This is a genomic window from Kitasatospora sp. NPDC041917, assembly GCF_055589745.1.
The window spans coordinates 16,184-30,861 of sequence record NZ_JBVJBI010000006.1; the positions used below are offsets into that span (position 1 = coordinate 16,184).

The following is a 14,678-nucleotide window of genomic DNA, read 5'->3' on the forward strand; positions in this document are numbered from 1 at the left end:
CCCCGACCACCCGACCTCCCCGCATCCTGGAGCGCACGAGACGTGAGCAACATCCCCGAGACCGGACGCACCCGACGGGTGACGATCCGTCTGGTGGTGCTGCAGATCCTGGTGCTGTCGCTGCTCGCCACCCTCGGCGGGCGGCTGTGGTACCTGCAGATCCGCAACGCCAAGGAGTACACCGCGAAGGCGACCGGCAACCACATCCGCGAGGTGGTCGAGCCGGCCGTCCGCGGCGAGATCCTGGACGCCTCCGGGCGGGTGCTGGCCGGCAACGAGACCCGGCTGGTGGTCTCGGTCAGCCGCACCTCGCTGCTCCAGCAGAAGGACGGCGGCAAGGCGGTGCTGTCCCGGCTGGCCGAGGTGCTGGGGATGCCCGCCAAGGACGTGCAGGAGAAGGTCCGGCTCTGCGACGCCAAGACCCCGCAGCCGTGCTGGAACGGTTCGCCGTACCAGCCGATCCCGGTCACCAAGGAGGCGACCACCCAGCAGGCGATGCAGATAATGGAGCGCCGCGAGGACTTCCCCGGGGTCACCGCGCAGCCCACCGCCGTGCGCCGCTACACCGGCGCCGAGGGCGCCAACATGGCCCAGGTGCTCGGCTACCTCTCGCCGGTCACCGACGAGGAGGTCAGCAAGACCGCGGGTAGGAGCGGCCTGGACCGCTACCTGCCGGCCGACCAGATCGGGCGGGCCGGCCTGGAGTCGGTGTACGACCGCGACCTGCGCGGCACCGCGGGCATCACCAAGCTGGAGGTGGACAACCTCGGCCGGGTGATCGGCAACGCCGGCACCGTCGCCCCGCAGACCGGCGACAACCTGGTCACCAGCATCGACGCCCGGGTGCAGAAGGTCGTCGAGGACAACCTGGCGCAGGCCATGAACGACGCCCGGAACACCTTCGACAAGGTCACCAACCGCAACTACGAGGCCGACTCCGGCGCCGCCGTGGTGATGGACGTGCACACCGGGCGGATCGTCGCGATGGCGAGCGCCCCGACCTACGACCCGAACCTCTGGGTGGGCGGCATCAGCGGCAAGGACTACCAGTCGCTGACCAGCAAGGACTCCAACTTCCCGCTGCTGAACCGGGCCATACAGGGTCAGTCCGCCCCCGGTTCGACCTTCAAGGTCATCTCCACCACCGCCGCCGTGCAGGCCGGCTACTCGCTGGACGGCCACTACGACTGCCCGAAGAGCATGACCATCGGCGGCCGCGAGTTCAAGAACTTCGAGAGCGAGAACTTCGGCCAGATCTCCCTGGAGAAGGCGCTGGAGGTCTCCTGCGACACCGTCTTCTACGGCCTGGCGTACGACCAGTGGCTGAAGGACGGCGGCATCAAGCCCAAGAAGGAGCCGGGCGACTGGTTCTTCAAGACCGCCCACGAGTTCGGCCTCGGCGCCAAGACCGGCATCGACCTGCCGTCCGAGGTCACCGGCCGGGTGCCGGACCGGCAGTGGAAGCAGTCCTTCTACGACAACAACAAGGACGCCTGGTGCGCCCAGGGGCAGAAGGGCGGCAACAGCTACTCCGACCAGATCGCCCGGGAGAACTGCGTCGACGGCTACCAGATGCGCGCCGGTGACGCCGTCAACTTCGCGATCGGCCAGGGCGACACCCTCGTCACCCCGGTCCAGATGGCCCGGATCTACTCGGCGCTGGCCAACGGCGGCACCTTCTACCGGCCGACCATCGCCAAGGCGGTGATAAGCCCGGGCGGGGACCTCGTCCGCGAGATCGCCCCGCACGAGGACGCCAGGTTCCCCGGTGACGAGAAGCTGCTCAGCTACATCAACCAGGCCACCGAGAGCGTCATCAAGAGCGGCACCGCCGCCTGGAAGTTCAACGGCTGGCCGCAGGACAAGATCACGCTGCACGCCAAGACCGGCACCGCCGAGGTCGAGGGCAAGCAGACCACCTCCTGGCTGACCACGTACAGCAAGGACTACGCCGTCGTCATGACGATAAGCCAGGGCGGCACCGGCTCCGGCGGTTCCGGCGACGCCATCCGCCGGATCTACCAGGCGCTGTACGGCGTGGACGACAAGGGCGGCATCGACACCGGCAAGGCGCTGCTGCCCGCGCCGCAGGCCGAGCTGCCGAAGTTCAACCCGGACGGCACCGCGATCATCAAGCCGGTCTCGTACGGCGTCGACGCGGCGCCGGGCGCCCAGGCGCAGGCCGCCGCACCGGCTCCGGCGCTGCTCGACGCGGCCGCCGCGCAGCCGGCCCCGGCGACGGCCTTCCTCGACCGGACGCCGCCGGCCGACCGTCCGGCGTCGTACACCGCGGCCGACGCCGCGCTCGAACCCACGCGCGGACCGGGAAGGGGACGGGCATGACCTCCTACGGCTCGTACCGGCAGCTGCGGCTGGCCCCGCAGCGCAGCGGGGTCTCCAAGGCCCTGGCCAAGGACTCCCCACTCTGGCGGCTGGACTGGATACTGCTGCTGGCCGCGCTGGCCCTCTCGGCCGGCAGTTCGCTGCTGGTCTGGTCGGCCACCCGCGGGCGCGACTCGCTGACCCACGGGGACCCGCAGTACTTCCTGTACCGGCACCTGACCAACTTCGTGGTCGGGCTGGTGCTGTGCTCCGTGGTGATAGCGATAGGGAGCCGGCGCTTCCGCACGATCGTGCCGTTCCTGTACGTCGGCGTGCTCCTGATGCTGCTGGCGACGCTCAGCCCGCTGGGCTCGACCATCAACGGCGCGCACTCGTGGATCCAGCTCGGCGGCGGCTTCTCGATCCAGCCGGCCGAGTTCGCGAAGCTCGCGATCGTGCTGGCGATGGCGGTCGTGCTGTCCGACCAGGTGGACGCGGGGGAGCGGGAGTTCCCCTCGCACCGGGCGGTGTTCCGGGGACTGCTCTGGGCCGGGCTGCCGATGGGCATAGTGCTGCTGATGCCGGACGCCGGCTCGGTGATGGTGATGGCCGCGATCGTGCTGGGCATCCTGCTCGGCTCGGGCGCGGCGAACCGCTGGGTGCTCGGCCTGCTGGTGGCGGGCACCGCCGGGTGCGTGGCGATCTGGAAGTTCGGACTGCTGAGCCAGTACCAGATCGACCGCTTCGCCGCCTTCGCGAACCCGCAGCTGGACCCGAACGGCGTCGGCTACAACACCGCGCAGGCCCGGATCGCGATCGGCTCGGGCGGGCTGACCGGCAAGGGGCTGTTCCACGGCACCCAGACCGTCGGGCAGTTCGTGCCGGAGCAGCAGACCGACTTCGTGTTCACCGTGGCCGGCGAGGAGCTGGGCTTCGTCGGGGCGCTGGCGATCATCGCGCTGGTCGGCGTGATCCTCTGGCGGGCCTGCCGGATCGCCCGGCAGGCGACCGACCTGTACGGGACGATCGTGGCGGCCGGGGTCATCGCCTGGCTGTCCTTCCAGGCCTTTGAGAACATAGGGATGTGCCTGGGCATCATGCCGGTCGCGGGCATCCCGCTGCCGTTCGTCTCGTACGGCGGCTCCTCGATGTTCGCGAACTGGATGGCCATCGGGCTGCTCCAGGCGGTGCGCAGCCAGCGGCCGATAGCGGCCTGAGCGAGCATCGCGGCGGGGCCGGCCGGGGACTTCCCGGGCCGGCCCCGCCGTCGTGTCCGGGGCGTTCCCGCGGCCGGGGGGCGCCGCGGTCAGACGGCCGGGAAGCCGATCCGGGCGAGCACGCCCCAGCGCTCGGAGCGCCGGGTGAGCACGTAGACCGAGTCGAAGGAGCCGGTGCGCTCCCCGGCCGCGTCGTAGCGGGCGAAGCGGACCAGGGCGTGCACCTGGTCGGGGGAGGACTGGCTCAGCTCGACGCTCTCCCAGCCGCTGCGGGCCCAGCCGGAGTCGACCAGCAGGGCCAGCTCGGGGGTGGACCGCTCGACGTAGCCGGCCTCGTCCTCCCAGACCGTCACCTCACCCTCGTGCACCCGGACGTGCGGGTAGTGCAGGGTCCGCGCCCAGGCCGTCAGGTCGCGGCTGTTGAGGGCGTCGAGGAAGGCGTCGAGGGCGGCGCGGGCGGCGGCCTCGTGAGCGGGGGTGTCGTGAGCGGGGGTGTCGTGGGCGGCGGTCTCGTGGGCGCGGGTGTCGGCGGGCACGGCGGCCTCCAGGGCGGGCTGCGGACGGCAGGGACGCGGCAAGCCTGGTCCACCGGCGCGCCCGGTGGGGCCGGGCGGGGCCGATTCAGGTCCAAAGGCCGGGGCACAGACCGGTCGTACGGCCGAAGAGCCGCCCCGGGAGTGTCGGGGAGAATCAGTGGGCGTCGGCGGGCTCACGGGTCGCGGCGTCCAGGACGGCGTCCAGCAGGCCGGGGAAGCGCTGGCCGAGGTCGTCCCGGCGCAGCGACATCAGCCGGCGGGTGCCCTCGACCCGGGTGGTGGTGACGCCGGCCTCGCGCAGCACCTTGAGGTGGTGCGAGAGGGTCGACTTGGACAGGGGGATGTCCAGGTCGCTGCAACATTGCTCGTCGACCTCGGACAGGCCCGTCACGATGGAGAGGCGGGCCGGGTCGCTGAGGGCGTGGAAGATGCCGGCGAGCTGGATGGAGTCGGTGGCCGGGTGGCTCGGGGTCCGCATGGCGGCTCCTTGGTCGTCCTGGTCGTGCGATGGATTGTTCGAACTTTGGCGTACTATCCAATCTTAGGCAATGGGGCCGGCCCGCACCGCCGTTCCCGCGGAAGGACACCCGATGAGTGAACGCCGCGAGCGAACCGCCGGGAGGTGCCCGTGGGCCGCTACGGTCTGACGCTCCCGTTGCGCGGCGTCCCGCTGCACCGCCACCGCGCACTGGTCGAGGAACTGCCCGATCTGGGCTACACCGACGTGTGGACCGGGGAGGCGGCGGGCTACGACGGCTTCACCCCGCTGGCGCTCGCCGCGGCCTGGGCGCCCGCGCTGCGGCTGGGCACGGGGGTGGTGCCGGTGCAGACCCGAGGGCCGGCACTGCTCGCCATGACGGTCGCCTCGCTGGCCGAGGCCGCTCCCGGCCGCGTGGTGGTGGGCGTCGGCTCCTCCGGCCCGCCGTTCGTCACCCGGATCAACGGCATCCCGTTCGAGCATCCGTACCGTCAGGTCCGCGACACCGTGCGGTTCCTGAAGCACGTGCTGGCCGGCCGGACGGTACGGGGCGCGTTCGACTCCTTCACCATCGAGGGGTACACCCCGGCGCTGCGGCCCGACCCGGTGCCGCCGGTGATGATGGGCGCGCTCGGCCCGCAGATGCTGCGGCTGGCCGGACGGGAGGCGGACGGGCTGGTGACCAACTTCCTGGCGGCCGCGGACGTACCGCGGGTGCGGGAGGCGATGGGCGAGGAGGGCCGCACCAAGGAGGTGGTGGCCCGGCTGTTCGTCTGCCCGACCAAGGACCGCGACCACGCCCGCTGGCAGGGGCGGCAGTTGCTCGGGCCGATCCTCAACGCCCGGACGTACGGCGGCTTCCACGACTGGCTGGGGCGCGGCGAGGAGCTGGCCGCCTCGCACGCCGCGTGGGCGGCGGGCGACTTCCACGGCGCGTGCGAGGCGGTGCCCGAGCACCTGGTCGACGCGCTGCTGATCCACGGCTCCCCGGGGGAGTGCCGGGAGCGGGTCGCGCAGTTCGCGGCGGCGGGGGTGGACACGCCGCTGCTGGCGGTGCTGCCGGTGCCGGAGTTCGGCCCCGGGCCGGAGGGGATGCGCGACACGCTGCGGGCCCTGGCCCCGCAGACGTGACGCCGCGCAGCCCCTATCCGGCCGCCCGGTGTCCCGACCGGGCGTAGACCATGGCCTGGGCCCGGCTGCGCACGCGCAGCTTGCCGAGCACGTTGGAGACGTGGAACTTGACGGTCTTCTCGCTGAGGTGGAGCTCGGCGGCCATCTCGGCGTTGGACAGCCCGCCCGCGATCAGGGTGAGCACCTCCTGTTCGCGCGGGGTGAGCAGATGGAGCAGCGGTGGGGTGTGCAGCGGAGGTCCGGGCAGCCGGCGGGCCATCTCGGTGACCACCTCGGCGGTGATCGGCGGGGAGATCAGCGCGTTCCCGGCGGCGACCGCGCGGACCGCGTGCACCATGTCGGACTCGGGCCCGTCGCGCAGGACCAGGCCGCGGGCGCCGGCTCTGAGGTAGTCGAGCATCCGGTCCGGGTCGCCGGGGCGGACCAGCAGGATGACGCCGGGCTGCCCGGTCTCCCGGTCGGAGGTGAGCTTCTTGACCTCGCAGGCCTCCATGCCGGGCATGTCGGCGTCGATGACGACGACGTCCGGGCGTTTGGCGGCGCAGGCCTGGGCGATCCTGGCGGTGGTGGAGAGCTCGGTCAGGGGCTGCAGCCCGGGTGAGCGCTGCAGGATGGTGCGCAGCCCGGTGCGCAGCAGCGGTGAGGCGGCGCAGATGAGCACGCGGACGGTGGGGCCGGTGGGATCGGAGGGGTCGGCGGGGCGGTAGAGGGACAGGCTCATGTTCGTTCTCCTTGCCGTCGAGATTCCGGGACTCCGGGCAGCCGGAATCGGCGGGGTGCGTGGGGGCACCACCGCGGGGGCGGAATCGTGATGATGAGAGGAGATTTCTTTTCCGGCGTCGAGTCGGTGCGCGGTCGGTGCGCGGACGCGGGAGGAGAGTTCAGGGGCGACAGCGGCAGCGGTGCGTCGCGCAGTCGGAAGTCGCTGCGGCAGCAAGGCCGTTGACTCGACATTCCCGGAACATGGAAGCCATCCTAAAGATCGGCCTGATCGGTGGTCAAGAACTTCCTGGTGGGCGCGGTCCCACCAGGGGGGCTACCAGGCGTCCCAGTGGGCGATCTGCTCGGTGCCGACCCGGGGGCCGGGGCGGAAGTCGGTGCCGATGGTGTGGGCCAGCGGGATCAGCGCGGCCTGCAGGACGGTCTCGTAGGGGATGCCGAGGATCTCGGCCGCCTCGCGCTCGTAGTGCAGGTGCGGGGTGGTCCAGGCGGTGCCGAGGCCGCGGGAGCGGGCGGCGAGCATGAACTGCCAGGTGGCCGGGATGATCGAGCCCCAGGTGTTGGCCTGGCCGACGAAGGAGTCGACCTCGTGTCGGCCCTCGATCCGGACGCAGGGGATCACCAGGACCGGGACCTCGTGCAGGTGGTCGAAGAGGTGCTGGGCGCTCTCGGCGAGCCGGAGCCGGCGCAGCTGGTCGCCGACGGTGCGGTCCACGCCGGTGCCGACCACCTGCTGGCGGGGGCGGACCAGGCCGAGCCGGTAGAGGTCGGCGATCGCGGAGCGCTTGGCGGGGTCGGTGATGATCATGAAGTCCCAGCGCTGGCGGTTGCGGCCGGTGGGGGCCTGGGTGGCCAGGGCCAGGCACTCCTCGATCAGTTCGCGTTCCACCGGGCGGGTGAGGTCGAGCCGCTTGCGCACCGCCCGGGTGGTGGTGAGCAGTTCGTCGATGGAAAGCGCGAGGGGCGACATGGGCGGGGCTCCAGCTCCGGTCGGGTCGGAAGGGGGTGCGGATCCTTCCGGATCCTATTGATGGTTCGAAACTTGCGCAACATTCGAAGTCCAGTGGGTGGACCGGACGGGATCTCAAGTTCCGCTCTTGTGTGCCGAGTTGATTCTTTCTATGCTTCCACTATCTTCGAACATTCGAAACATGACGAGAGTGCTCGACCGCGAGAGGACGCCATGTCGCAGATCAAAGTCGAAGTCGAACCGGCCGAGGTCGGGCTGGACCCCGAGCGGCTGCGCCGGATCGACTCCTACCTCCGGGCCTACGTGGACGACGGCCGGCTGCCCGGCTGGCAGCTCGCCGTGACCCGCGGCGGGAAGGTCGCCCACCTCGCCGGATACGGGCACCGCGACGTCGAGAAGGGCCTGCCGCAGACCCCGGACACCATCTACCGGTCCTGGTCGATGACCAAGCCGGTCACCTCGGTGGCCGCGCTGGTGCTGCTGGAGGAGGGCGCGATCGGCCTCCAGGACCCGGTCTCCCGCTACCTGCCGGAGTTCGCCGACGTCCGGGTCTACCAGCGCGGGCCGGCCTCCCGGCCGGTCACCGTCCCCGCCGCCGAGCCGATCCGGATCGTGCACCTGCTCACCCACACCTCCGGCCTGACCTACGGCTTCCACCGGGCGCACCCGGTGGACGAGATCTACACCGCCAACGGCTTCGAGTGGACCACCGCGCCCGGCCTCGACCTCGCCCAGTGCGTCACCAAGTGGGCCTCCTTCCCGCTGCTCTTCGAGCCCGGCACCGCCTGGAACTACGGCGCCTCCAGCGACGTGCTCGGGCGGGTGATCGAGGTCGCCTCCGGCAGGCGGCTGGACGAGTTCCTGGCCGAGCGGGTGCTCGGCCCGCTCGGCATGGCCGACACCGGCTTCCACGTCCCGGCCGACAAGGCCGACCGGCTGGCCGGCTTCTACGTCGTCGACCCGGCGAGCGGGAAGGCCGTCCGCAACGACGCCTTCGGCGGTGACGTGCTGCGCGAGCCCCACTGCCTCTCCGGCAGCTCCGGACTGGTCACCACGCTCGCCGACTACCACCGGTTCAGCCAGATGCTGCTCGGCGAGGGCGAGTACCAGGGCGTACGGGTGCTCGGCCGGCACACCCTGCGGCACGCGCTGCGCAACCACCTGCCCGGCGGCGGGGACCTGAAGAGCGTCGGGCGGCCGGTGTTCTCCGAGATGCCCACCGCCGGGGTCGGCTTCGGGCTCGGCTTCGCGGTGGTGCAGGACCCGGCCGCCGCCGGGGTGCCGGCCAGCGCCGGGGAGTACGGCTGGCACAGCGCCGCGTCCACCATCTTCTGGGTGGACCCGGCGGAGCGGCTGACGGTGCTGTTCCTGACCCAGCTGATGCCCTCCAGTGCGCACCAACTGCACGGACGCCTGCGGCAGTTGGTCAACCAGGCGTTGGTCGGATAACGGGTCCGCCCGCCCCGCTCCGGGGCTCACCCGCCCGGCTGGACGGCGAGGAGCTTGCGGGTCAGCCGGATCAGCGTGTCCCGCTCCTCCGCGGTGAGCGCGGCGAACACCCGGTCCATCATCGGGGCGATGCCCGCCTCCGCCTCGGCCAGGGCCCGCGAACCGACCTCGGTCATGGTGACGGCGTAGGCGCGGCGGTCGCGCGGGTGACGCTCGCGGACCACCAGTCCGGAGCTCTCCAGGCCGTCGATGCAGCCGACCATCACGCTGCGGTCGATCCGCAGCTGCTCGCTCAACTCCTGCTGGGAGCAGGCCCCGACCGCGTCCAGCATCTTCAGCACCAGGTGCTGGGCCACCGTCAGCCGGGCGCCGGTCAGCTCCTCGTCGATGGCCCGGGCGACCACGGTGGTGGCCCGGCAGAGCGCGATGTCCGGGCGCTCCCGGGTGAGCGTCGCGAAGTACTGCCGGCGCTCGCCCCCGTCGTCCGTCCGGCTGGGCGAGGCGAGGCGGGGCGTCCGCGGGGCGGTGGCCATCGGAACTCCTTCTGCGGGCGGGGCCATCAGCATAACGCGTTCAGGAGATTGTTTTTCCGTAGACGTTCTCAAGGAAGGGGAATCCCATGTGCTCACCGGAAACGGTGGCCGGCGCCACCGGCCACACCGCCACCGGGCCCGTCGCCGCCGCGCCCGCCGAGGTCTCGGCGCCGCTCCGGGCCAGAGCCCCGATCAGCCTGCCGCGCGGGGCCGTCCGGGACCTCACCCACGTGGTCGGCCCGGACTGGCCGGTGTTCGAGCTGTACGTCAAGCCGATGGAGATCAAGCGGCTCGCCAACCTCGCCGAGCACGAGTACAACGCCTTCGAGCTCACCTACAACGAGCACATCGGCACCCACCTCGACGCGCCCTCGCACTTCGACGACGACGGCCTGGCCACCCACCAGATCCCGGCCGACACCCTGGTCGCACCGCTGGCCGTGGTCCGGATCGGCGAGCGCGCCGCCCGCGACCACGTCACCGAACTGACCGTCGACGACCTGCTGGCGTGGGAGAGCCGCAACGGCCGCATCCCCGACGGCGCGCTGCTCGCCGTCGACAACGACTGGGCGCACCGGATCGACACCCCCGGCGCCTTCCTCAACCTCGACCCCGCGGAAGGGCTCTACCGCTTCCCCGGGATCTCGGTGGAGGCCGCGCACTTCCTGGTCACCGAGCGCTCGGTGGTGGGCGTCGGCACCGACTCGATCAGCCTCGACCCCGGCACCCGCCCGGCCGACCCGGACACCCACCGGGTGCTGCTGCCGGCCGGCAAGTACGCCATCGAGTGCCTCGCCGGGCTCGACACCGTGCCCGACCTCGGCGCGGTCGCCGTGGTCGGCGCGCCCAAGCACCTCGGCGGGACCGGCGGCCCGGTCCGCGTCCTCGCCTTCGTCTGAACCGGCGGACCCGCGAACGGCACGACCCGCGATCACAACGACCCGCGATCACAACGACCCGCGATCACAGGAGAAGCCCATGACCGTACAGACCGACTCGGAGTCCGTCTTCGCCGGGGCCACCGGCGAACGCTGGGAGTGGAAGGAGGAGCGCTACCGCGACGGGGTGTTCAGCCACGCCGTGGACACCGAACTGCACCGGCTGCGGCTGCTGGAGTCCGTCCTGGACGAGCACACCCGCAGCCGCTTCCGGGGGCTCGGCCTGCGGGCCGGGCACCGGGTGCTGGAGGTCGGCGGGGGCGGCGGCTCGGTCGCCCGCTGGCTGGCCGAACAGGGCGCCGAGGTCACCGTGACCGACCTCGACACCACCTTCCTGGACGAACTCGCCGCCGACGGCGTGCGGGTGCTGCGCCACGACGTCTACACCGACGACTTCCCGCCCGCCTCCTTCGACTTCATCCACGCCCGGTACGTGGTGATCCACCTGCCCGACCCGGAGAAGGCGGTGGAGCGGCTGGTCCAGTGGCTGGCCCCGGGCGGGACGCTGGTGCTGGAGGAGCCGGCCTTCTTCCCGATCAAGGACTCGCCGCACCCCGGCTACCGGACCGTGCTGCGGGCCTTCCGCCGCCACCTGGAGACCGCGGTGGGCACCGACACCGAATGGGCGCGCAGCCTGCCGGTGCCGCTGGAGGGCAAGGGGCTGAGCGGCCTCGGCCACGACGCGCGCTTCCAGCTGATCGCCGGCGGGGACGACGAGGCCGAGTGGTGGCGGCTCACCCTGGAGCAGACCCGGCCGGCCGTGGTGGCCGCCGGACTCGCCACCGAGGAGGACTTCGAGGCGGCGTACCGGGAGCTCGCCGACCCGCAGTTCCGGGACCTCTCCCTCGCGGTCTTCACCGCCTGGGGGAAGCGGGCCTGACGCGCCCGCGCACGCCGACGGGCCGGTCACCCCTGCGGGGGCGGCCGGCCCGTCGGCGTTCCGTCCGGGCGTTCCGTCCGGGCGTTCCGTCGGGGCGTTCCGTCCGGGCGTGGCCGGGGTGAACGCGGCGCCGCCCGTACCCCGGTGGAGCGGGGGTACGGGCGGCGCGTGCGGTGCGGTCGGAGGGTCAGAGCACCACGCGGACGCCGTACGTCCGCAGCCAGGCGTCCAGCAGTAGGGCGCGCGGCAGCCAGGGCGGCGGGGTGAAGGTGCCGGTGTGCCAGCCGCCGCCGTCCACCTGGGCGCGCAGCGCGTCGGCGTTCAGCAGCGGAAGGGCGGGCGAGTCGCGGTCGGCGAGCAGGGCGCGGACGGCCTCGCGGACCGCCTCCAGGTACTCCGGACTCTGCCCGAACGGGAAACCGCTCTTCTGTCGCCGCACCACCTCGGCGGGCAGCAGATCGGCGACCGCCTCGCGCAGCAGCCCCTTCTCCTGGCCGCCGAGCCGCTTGAGCGCCCACGGGGTGTTCCACACGTACTCGACCAGCCGGTGGTCGGTGAACGGCAGCCGGACCAGCAGGCCCGCCGCGAAGCTCATCCGGTCCTTGCGGTCCAGCAGGAAGGGCAGGAAGCGGGTGAGCTGGAGGTGGAAGGCCTCGCGCAGCCGGCGGTCCGCGCCCGACTCGCCCGCCAGCCGCGGGACCTCGGCGAGCGCCTCGCCGTAGCGGGCGGCCACCTCGGCGTCCACGTCCAGGTGCCGGCGCAGCTCGGCGGAGAGCATCCCGCTGCGGTCGGTGATCCCGGCCGACCACGGGAAGTTGGCGGTCGGGCGGTCGGCCTCGGCGGTGAACCAGGGAAAGCCGCCGAAGACGTCGTCCGCACCCTCGCCCGAGAGCACCACCTCGGCGTGGCCGCGCACCTCGCGGAAGAGCAGGTGCAGCGAGACGTCGAGGTCGCCGACGCCGGGCAGGTCGCGGGCGCGCAGGGTGGCGCCCAGGTGGTCGAGCAGCGAGGGGGCGTCCAGCAGGATCTCGGCGTGCCTGGTGCCCACGTGGTCGACCACCGCCCGGACGTACGGGGCGTCCCGGCTGACGTGCAGGGCGTCCGCCTTGAAGTCGGTCTCGCTGCCCGCGAAGTCGACCGAGTAGGTGGCGATCTTGTCGCCGCCGGCCGCGGCCAGGCCGACGATGGCGCTGGAGTCCAGGCCGCCGGAGAGCAGGGCGCCGGGTTTGACCCCGGTGTCGGCGGACTGCCGGCGCACTGTGTCGGCGAGCAGGGCGCGCACCCGCCGGACGGTGGTCGGCTCGTCGTCGGTGTGCTCGGCGGCCTCCGGCGCCCAGTAGCGCCGGTGGCGCACGCCGTTCGGACCGGCGACCAGCAGCCACCCGGGACGGACCTCGTGCAGGCCGCGGTAGACGGCGTCGCCGGGGCGCTTGAGCGCGACGGTGAGGACGTCCACCAGGCCGTTCGCGTCCACCTCGGCGGGCAGCCCGGCGGCCAGCAGGGCCTTCGGTTCGGAGCCGAACGCCAGGGAACCGTCCGGAAGTTCGGCCCAGTAGAGCGGCTCGACGCCGAGCCGGTCGCGGATCAGCACCAGCTCCTCGGTGCGGGCGTCCCAGATCGCCGCCGCGTAACCGCCGACCAGTCGGTCGGCGGCGTCGGCGCCCCACTCCAGGTAGGCGCGCAGGACGAGTTCGGCGTCCGAGCCGTTGCGGATGCGGTGGCCGCGGGCGGTCAGCGTGGTGTGCAGCGGGCCGGGGTTGAGCAGTTCGCCGGAGAAGGCGATGACGGCCGGGGCCGGGTCCAGCTCGGGCGGGAACCAGGGCTGGGGCACGTCGTTGCGGGGCCCGGTGTGGAACTGGCGGTGGCCGAGGCCGGCGTGCCGGGCCAGCCAGGTGCCGCCGCGGCGCGGGCCGCGGTGGGTCAGGGTGTCGGTGAACTCCTGGACGAGTTGGGCCTGTTCGCGCACATCCCCGCTGCGCGACACCAGCCCGGCGATTCCACTCATGCCCCGACCCCCGTGGCCTCGGCGACCTGGGCCAGCGACTCGCGCACCAGTGAGGTGAGCGGCGCGGGCAGCCGGCCCCAGTTGGCCTCCTCGTTGAGGTCCAGGACCCGGGAGAGCTTCCAGCCCAGGTACTGGCCGAGCGAGGCCAGCGGGGGCAGCTTCTCCACCGGGTGGACGGTCACCGTGTACTCCTCGAAGAGCGGGGCGAGGCGCTGCTCCAGCACCTTCGACCAGGAGCCGTCCGGGGTGCCGTCGGTGGTGACCAGGCAGACGAGGGCCTTGCCGCGCAGCACCAGCATGTAGTTGAACACCGAGGCGCCGGGCAGGGCCTCGGCCCACAGCACCTCCTCCAGGTCGTCCTGGCGGATGTTGTTCTCGGCGAGCAGCAGGACGTCCTGGGCCCGGCCGAGGGTGCGCAGGACGGGCAGCCGGATGCCGCAGTCGCAGGGGTCGGTCTCGATCCGGACCAGGTCGCCGGTGCGGTAGCGCAGCAGCGGGCGGGAGGGGATGTCCAGGGTGGTGACGATCAGCTCGCCCTGCACCGGGTCGGTGTCCGGGCCGAGCACGGTGGTGCCCTCGCCGTCGTCGATCTCCAGCAGGTAGCTCTGCAACTGCAGGTGCAGCCGGCGGTGTTCGCAGGTGACGGCGAGGGTGCCGGTCTCCGAGGAGCCGTACGAGCCGACGTAGGCGGTGCCGCCGGTGAGGCGTTCGAGGTGGCGCACGAAGCTGGGGCCGGTCTGTTCGGCCATCAGCAGCAGCCGGTCGAAGCGGGGCAGCGGCAGGCCGTTCCGTTGGGAGAACTGGGCCAGTTCCAGCAGCCGGGACGGCGGTCCGACGTAGACGTTGGCGTTCAGTTCGGAGATCAGTCGCAGCACCCGGGTGTAGTCGCCGGTGATGTTGTCCACCCAGGGGCGGAAGGACATCACCCCGAGGTACTCCAGCACCTTCTCGAACTGGTAGGCGGCGGGTGCGAAAGGGGCGTTGATGAGGATCAGGGCGACATCGGCGGGCCGCAGCAGCCGGCCCCACATCTCGCCGATGTTGAGGGTGTTGACCAGCAGGTCGTCCACCGCCTTGGGGGCGGGGGCCGGGTCGCCGGTGGTGCCGGAGGACTCGTAGTAGTGCAGGAACTCCGACAGCGGGCGGGTGAACGCGCCGGCGCCGTGGCCGCCGAGTTCCTTCTTGCCGAGGAAGGGCAGCGCGGCGAAGGCGTCCAGGGCCTCGGCGGGGGTCAGCGGGGTGTCCGAGCGCAGCCGCTCGGCGAGGTCCCCGGTGAGGGTGCCGGCGTACATCGGGGAGCGCACGGCGGCGGCCAGCGTGGTGGCCAGCTTGGCGCCGTAGCGTTCGGCCGGGTCCTGGCCCTGCCAGGTGCGGTGGATCAGGGCGGTGTGGGAGTCCAGGCGCTCGGCGGCGTCCTGGCGTTGGGCGGGGTCGCGCAGTAGCAGCATCTTCGATAGCTCCTCGGGCTGTGGGAGTCACGGTCGGGGACGTGCCGGTGC

Annotated in this window: 13 protein-coding genes; 6 read left to right on the forward strand and 7 right to left on the reverse strand. The window is 72.4% G+C overall.

All coding sequences use genetic code 11. The annotated features are described in order from the left end of the window. Positions 1–42: 42 nt before the first annotated feature. Both mrdA and rodA read left to right on the forward strand, forming a co-directional pair. Entirely contained in the window at positions 43–2,343 is a 2,301-nt protein-coding gene (mrdA, locus tag ACZ6EM_RS08910; protein WP_465772126.1) for a penicillin-binding protein 2, read from the forward strand. Further along, on the forward strand, positions 2,340–3,539 hold the full coding sequence (gene rodA, locus ACZ6EM_RS08915) for a rod shape-determining protein RodA (RefSeq protein WP_359908141.1): 1,200 nt from the start codon (positions 2,340–2,342) through the stop codon (positions 3,537–3,539). The genes mrdA and rodA overlap by 4 nt, the downstream gene beginning before the upstream one ends. A gap of 89 nt (positions 3,540–3,628) precedes the next feature. Here the strand turns inward: rodA and ACZ6EM_RS08920 are convergent, their stop codons facing one another. Further along, on the reverse strand, positions 3,629–4,117 hold the full coding sequence (locus ACZ6EM_RS08920) for a hypothetical protein (RefSeq protein ID WP_452179348.1): 489 nt from the start codon (positions 4,115–4,117) through the stop codon (positions 3,629–3,631). 112 nt (positions 4,118–4,229) lie between these two features. Next, positions 4,230–4,553: an ArsR/SmtB family transcription factor gene (locus ACZ6EM_RS08925; RefSeq protein WP_401048179.1), complete on the reverse strand. Its 324-nt coding sequence runs from the start codon at positions 4,551–4,553 to the stop codon at positions 4,230–4,232. Positions 4,554–4,703: 150 nt separating this feature from the next. Here ACZ6EM_RS08925 and ACZ6EM_RS08930 point away from each other — a divergent pair, with 150 nt between their 5' ends. After that, positions 4,704–5,684 (forward strand): LLM class F420-dependent oxidoreductase, encoded by a 981-nt coding sequence (locus tag ACZ6EM_RS08930; protein WP_465772128.1) that lies wholly within the window; start codon positions 4,704–4,706, stop codon positions 5,682–5,684. Positions 5,685–5,697: 13 nt separating this feature from the next. Here the strand turns inward: ACZ6EM_RS08930 and ACZ6EM_RS08935 are convergent, their stop codons facing one another. Both ACZ6EM_RS08935 and ACZ6EM_RS08940 read right to left on the reverse strand, forming a co-directional pair. Beyond that, the gene (locus ACZ6EM_RS08935; protein ID WP_452179347.1) at positions 5,698–6,405 is read right to left on the reverse strand and encodes a LuxR C-terminal-related transcriptional regulator; all 708 of its coding nucleotides are present in this window, start codon (positions 6,403–6,405) and stop codon (positions 5,698–5,700) included. Between the two features lie 315 nt (positions 6,406–6,720). Continuing rightward, a complete protein-coding gene (locus ACZ6EM_RS08940) occupies positions 6,721–7,374 on the reverse strand; it encodes a nitroreductase family protein (protein WP_401052892.1) in 654 nt (217 codons plus the stop codon). A gap of 213 nt (positions 7,375–7,587) precedes the next feature. On the opposite strand from ACZ6EM_RS08940, the gene ACZ6EM_RS08945 reads away from it, so the two are divergent. After that, a complete protein-coding gene (locus ACZ6EM_RS08945) occupies positions 7,588–8,823 on the forward strand; it encodes a serine hydrolase domain-containing protein (RefSeq protein ID WP_359908126.1) in 1,236 nt (411 codons plus the stop codon). 26 nt (positions 8,824–8,849) lie between these two features. On the opposite strand, the gene ACZ6EM_RS08950 is transcribed toward ACZ6EM_RS08945, so the two are convergent. Beyond that, positions 8,850–9,356, reverse strand: coding sequence for a MarR family winged helix-turn-helix transcriptional regulator (locus tag ACZ6EM_RS08950; RefSeq protein WP_359908123.1), 507 nt, complete (start codon positions 9,354–9,356; stop codon positions 8,850–8,852). 86 nt (positions 9,357–9,442) lie between these two features. Here ACZ6EM_RS08950 and ACZ6EM_RS08955 point away from each other — a divergent pair, with 86 nt between their 5' ends. Together ACZ6EM_RS08955 and ACZ6EM_RS08960 are read left to right on the forward strand one after the other, a co-directional pair. After that, positions 9,443–10,255, forward strand: coding sequence for a cyclase family protein (locus ACZ6EM_RS08955; protein ID WP_359908120.1), 813 nt, complete (start codon positions 9,443–9,445; stop codon positions 10,253–10,255). Positions 10,256–10,334: 79 nt separating this feature from the next. Further along, a complete protein-coding gene (locus ACZ6EM_RS08960; RefSeq protein WP_387695386.1) occupies positions 10,335–11,174 on the forward strand; it encodes a class I SAM-dependent methyltransferase in 840 nt (279 codons plus the stop codon). A 187-nt stretch (positions 11,175–11,361) separates the two neighbouring features. Here the strand turns inward: ACZ6EM_RS08960 and asnB are convergent, their stop codons facing one another. Beyond that, positions 11,362–13,179, reverse strand: coding sequence for an asparagine synthase (glutamine-hydrolyzing) (gene asnB / locus ACZ6EM_RS08965; RefSeq protein ID WP_465772131.1), 1,818 nt, complete (start codon positions 13,177–13,179; stop codon positions 11,362–11,364). After that, the gene (locus ACZ6EM_RS08970; RefSeq protein ID WP_465772133.1) at positions 13,176–14,627 is read right to left on the reverse strand and encodes a phenylacetate--CoA ligase family protein; all 1,452 of its coding nucleotides are present in this window, start codon (positions 14,625–14,627) and stop codon (positions 13,176–13,178) included. The genes asnB and ACZ6EM_RS08970 overlap by 4 nt, the downstream gene beginning before the upstream one ends. Positions 14,628–14,678: the final 51 nt, after the last annotated feature.

Coding starts and splice junctions, on each gene's coding strand:
- ACZ6EM_RS08925 (WP_401048179.1), bottom strand. CDS start 4,553: ATGCGGACCCCGAGCCACCCGGCCACCGACTCCATCCAGCTCGCCGGC.
- ACZ6EM_RS08970 (WP_465772133.1), bottom strand. CDS start 14,627: ATGCTGCTACTGCGCGACCCCGCCCAACGCCAGGACGCCGCCGAGCGC.
- ACZ6EM_RS08960 (WP_387695386.1), top strand. CDS start 10,335: ATGACCGTACAGACCGACTCGGAGTCCGTCTTCGCCGGGGCCACCGGC.
- ACZ6EM_RS08940 (WP_401052892.1), bottom strand. CDS start 7,374: ATGTCGCCCCTCGCGCTTTCCATCGACGAACTGCTCACCACCACCCGG.
- rodA (WP_359908141.1), top strand. CDS start 2,340: ATGACCTCCTACGGCTCGTACCGGCAGCTGCGGCTGGCCCCGCAGCGC.
- asnB (WP_465772131.1), bottom strand. CDS start 13,179: ATGAGTGGAATCGCCGGGCTGGTGTCGCGCAGCGGGGATGTGCGCGAA.
- ACZ6EM_RS08945 (WP_359908126.1), top strand. CDS start 7,588: ATGTCGCAGATCAAAGTCGAAGTCGAACCGGCCGAGGTCGGGCTGGAC.
- ACZ6EM_RS08955 (WP_359908120.1), top strand. CDS start 9,443: ATGTGCTCACCGGAAACGGTGGCCGGCGCCACCGGCCACACCGCCACC.
- ACZ6EM_RS08935 (WP_452179347.1), bottom strand. CDS start 6,405: ATGAGCCTGTCCCTCTACCGCCCCGCCGACCCCTCCGATCCCACCGGC.
- ACZ6EM_RS08950 (WP_359908123.1), bottom strand. CDS start 9,356: ATGGCCACCGCCCCGCGGACGCCCCGCCTCGCCTCGCCCAGCCGGACG.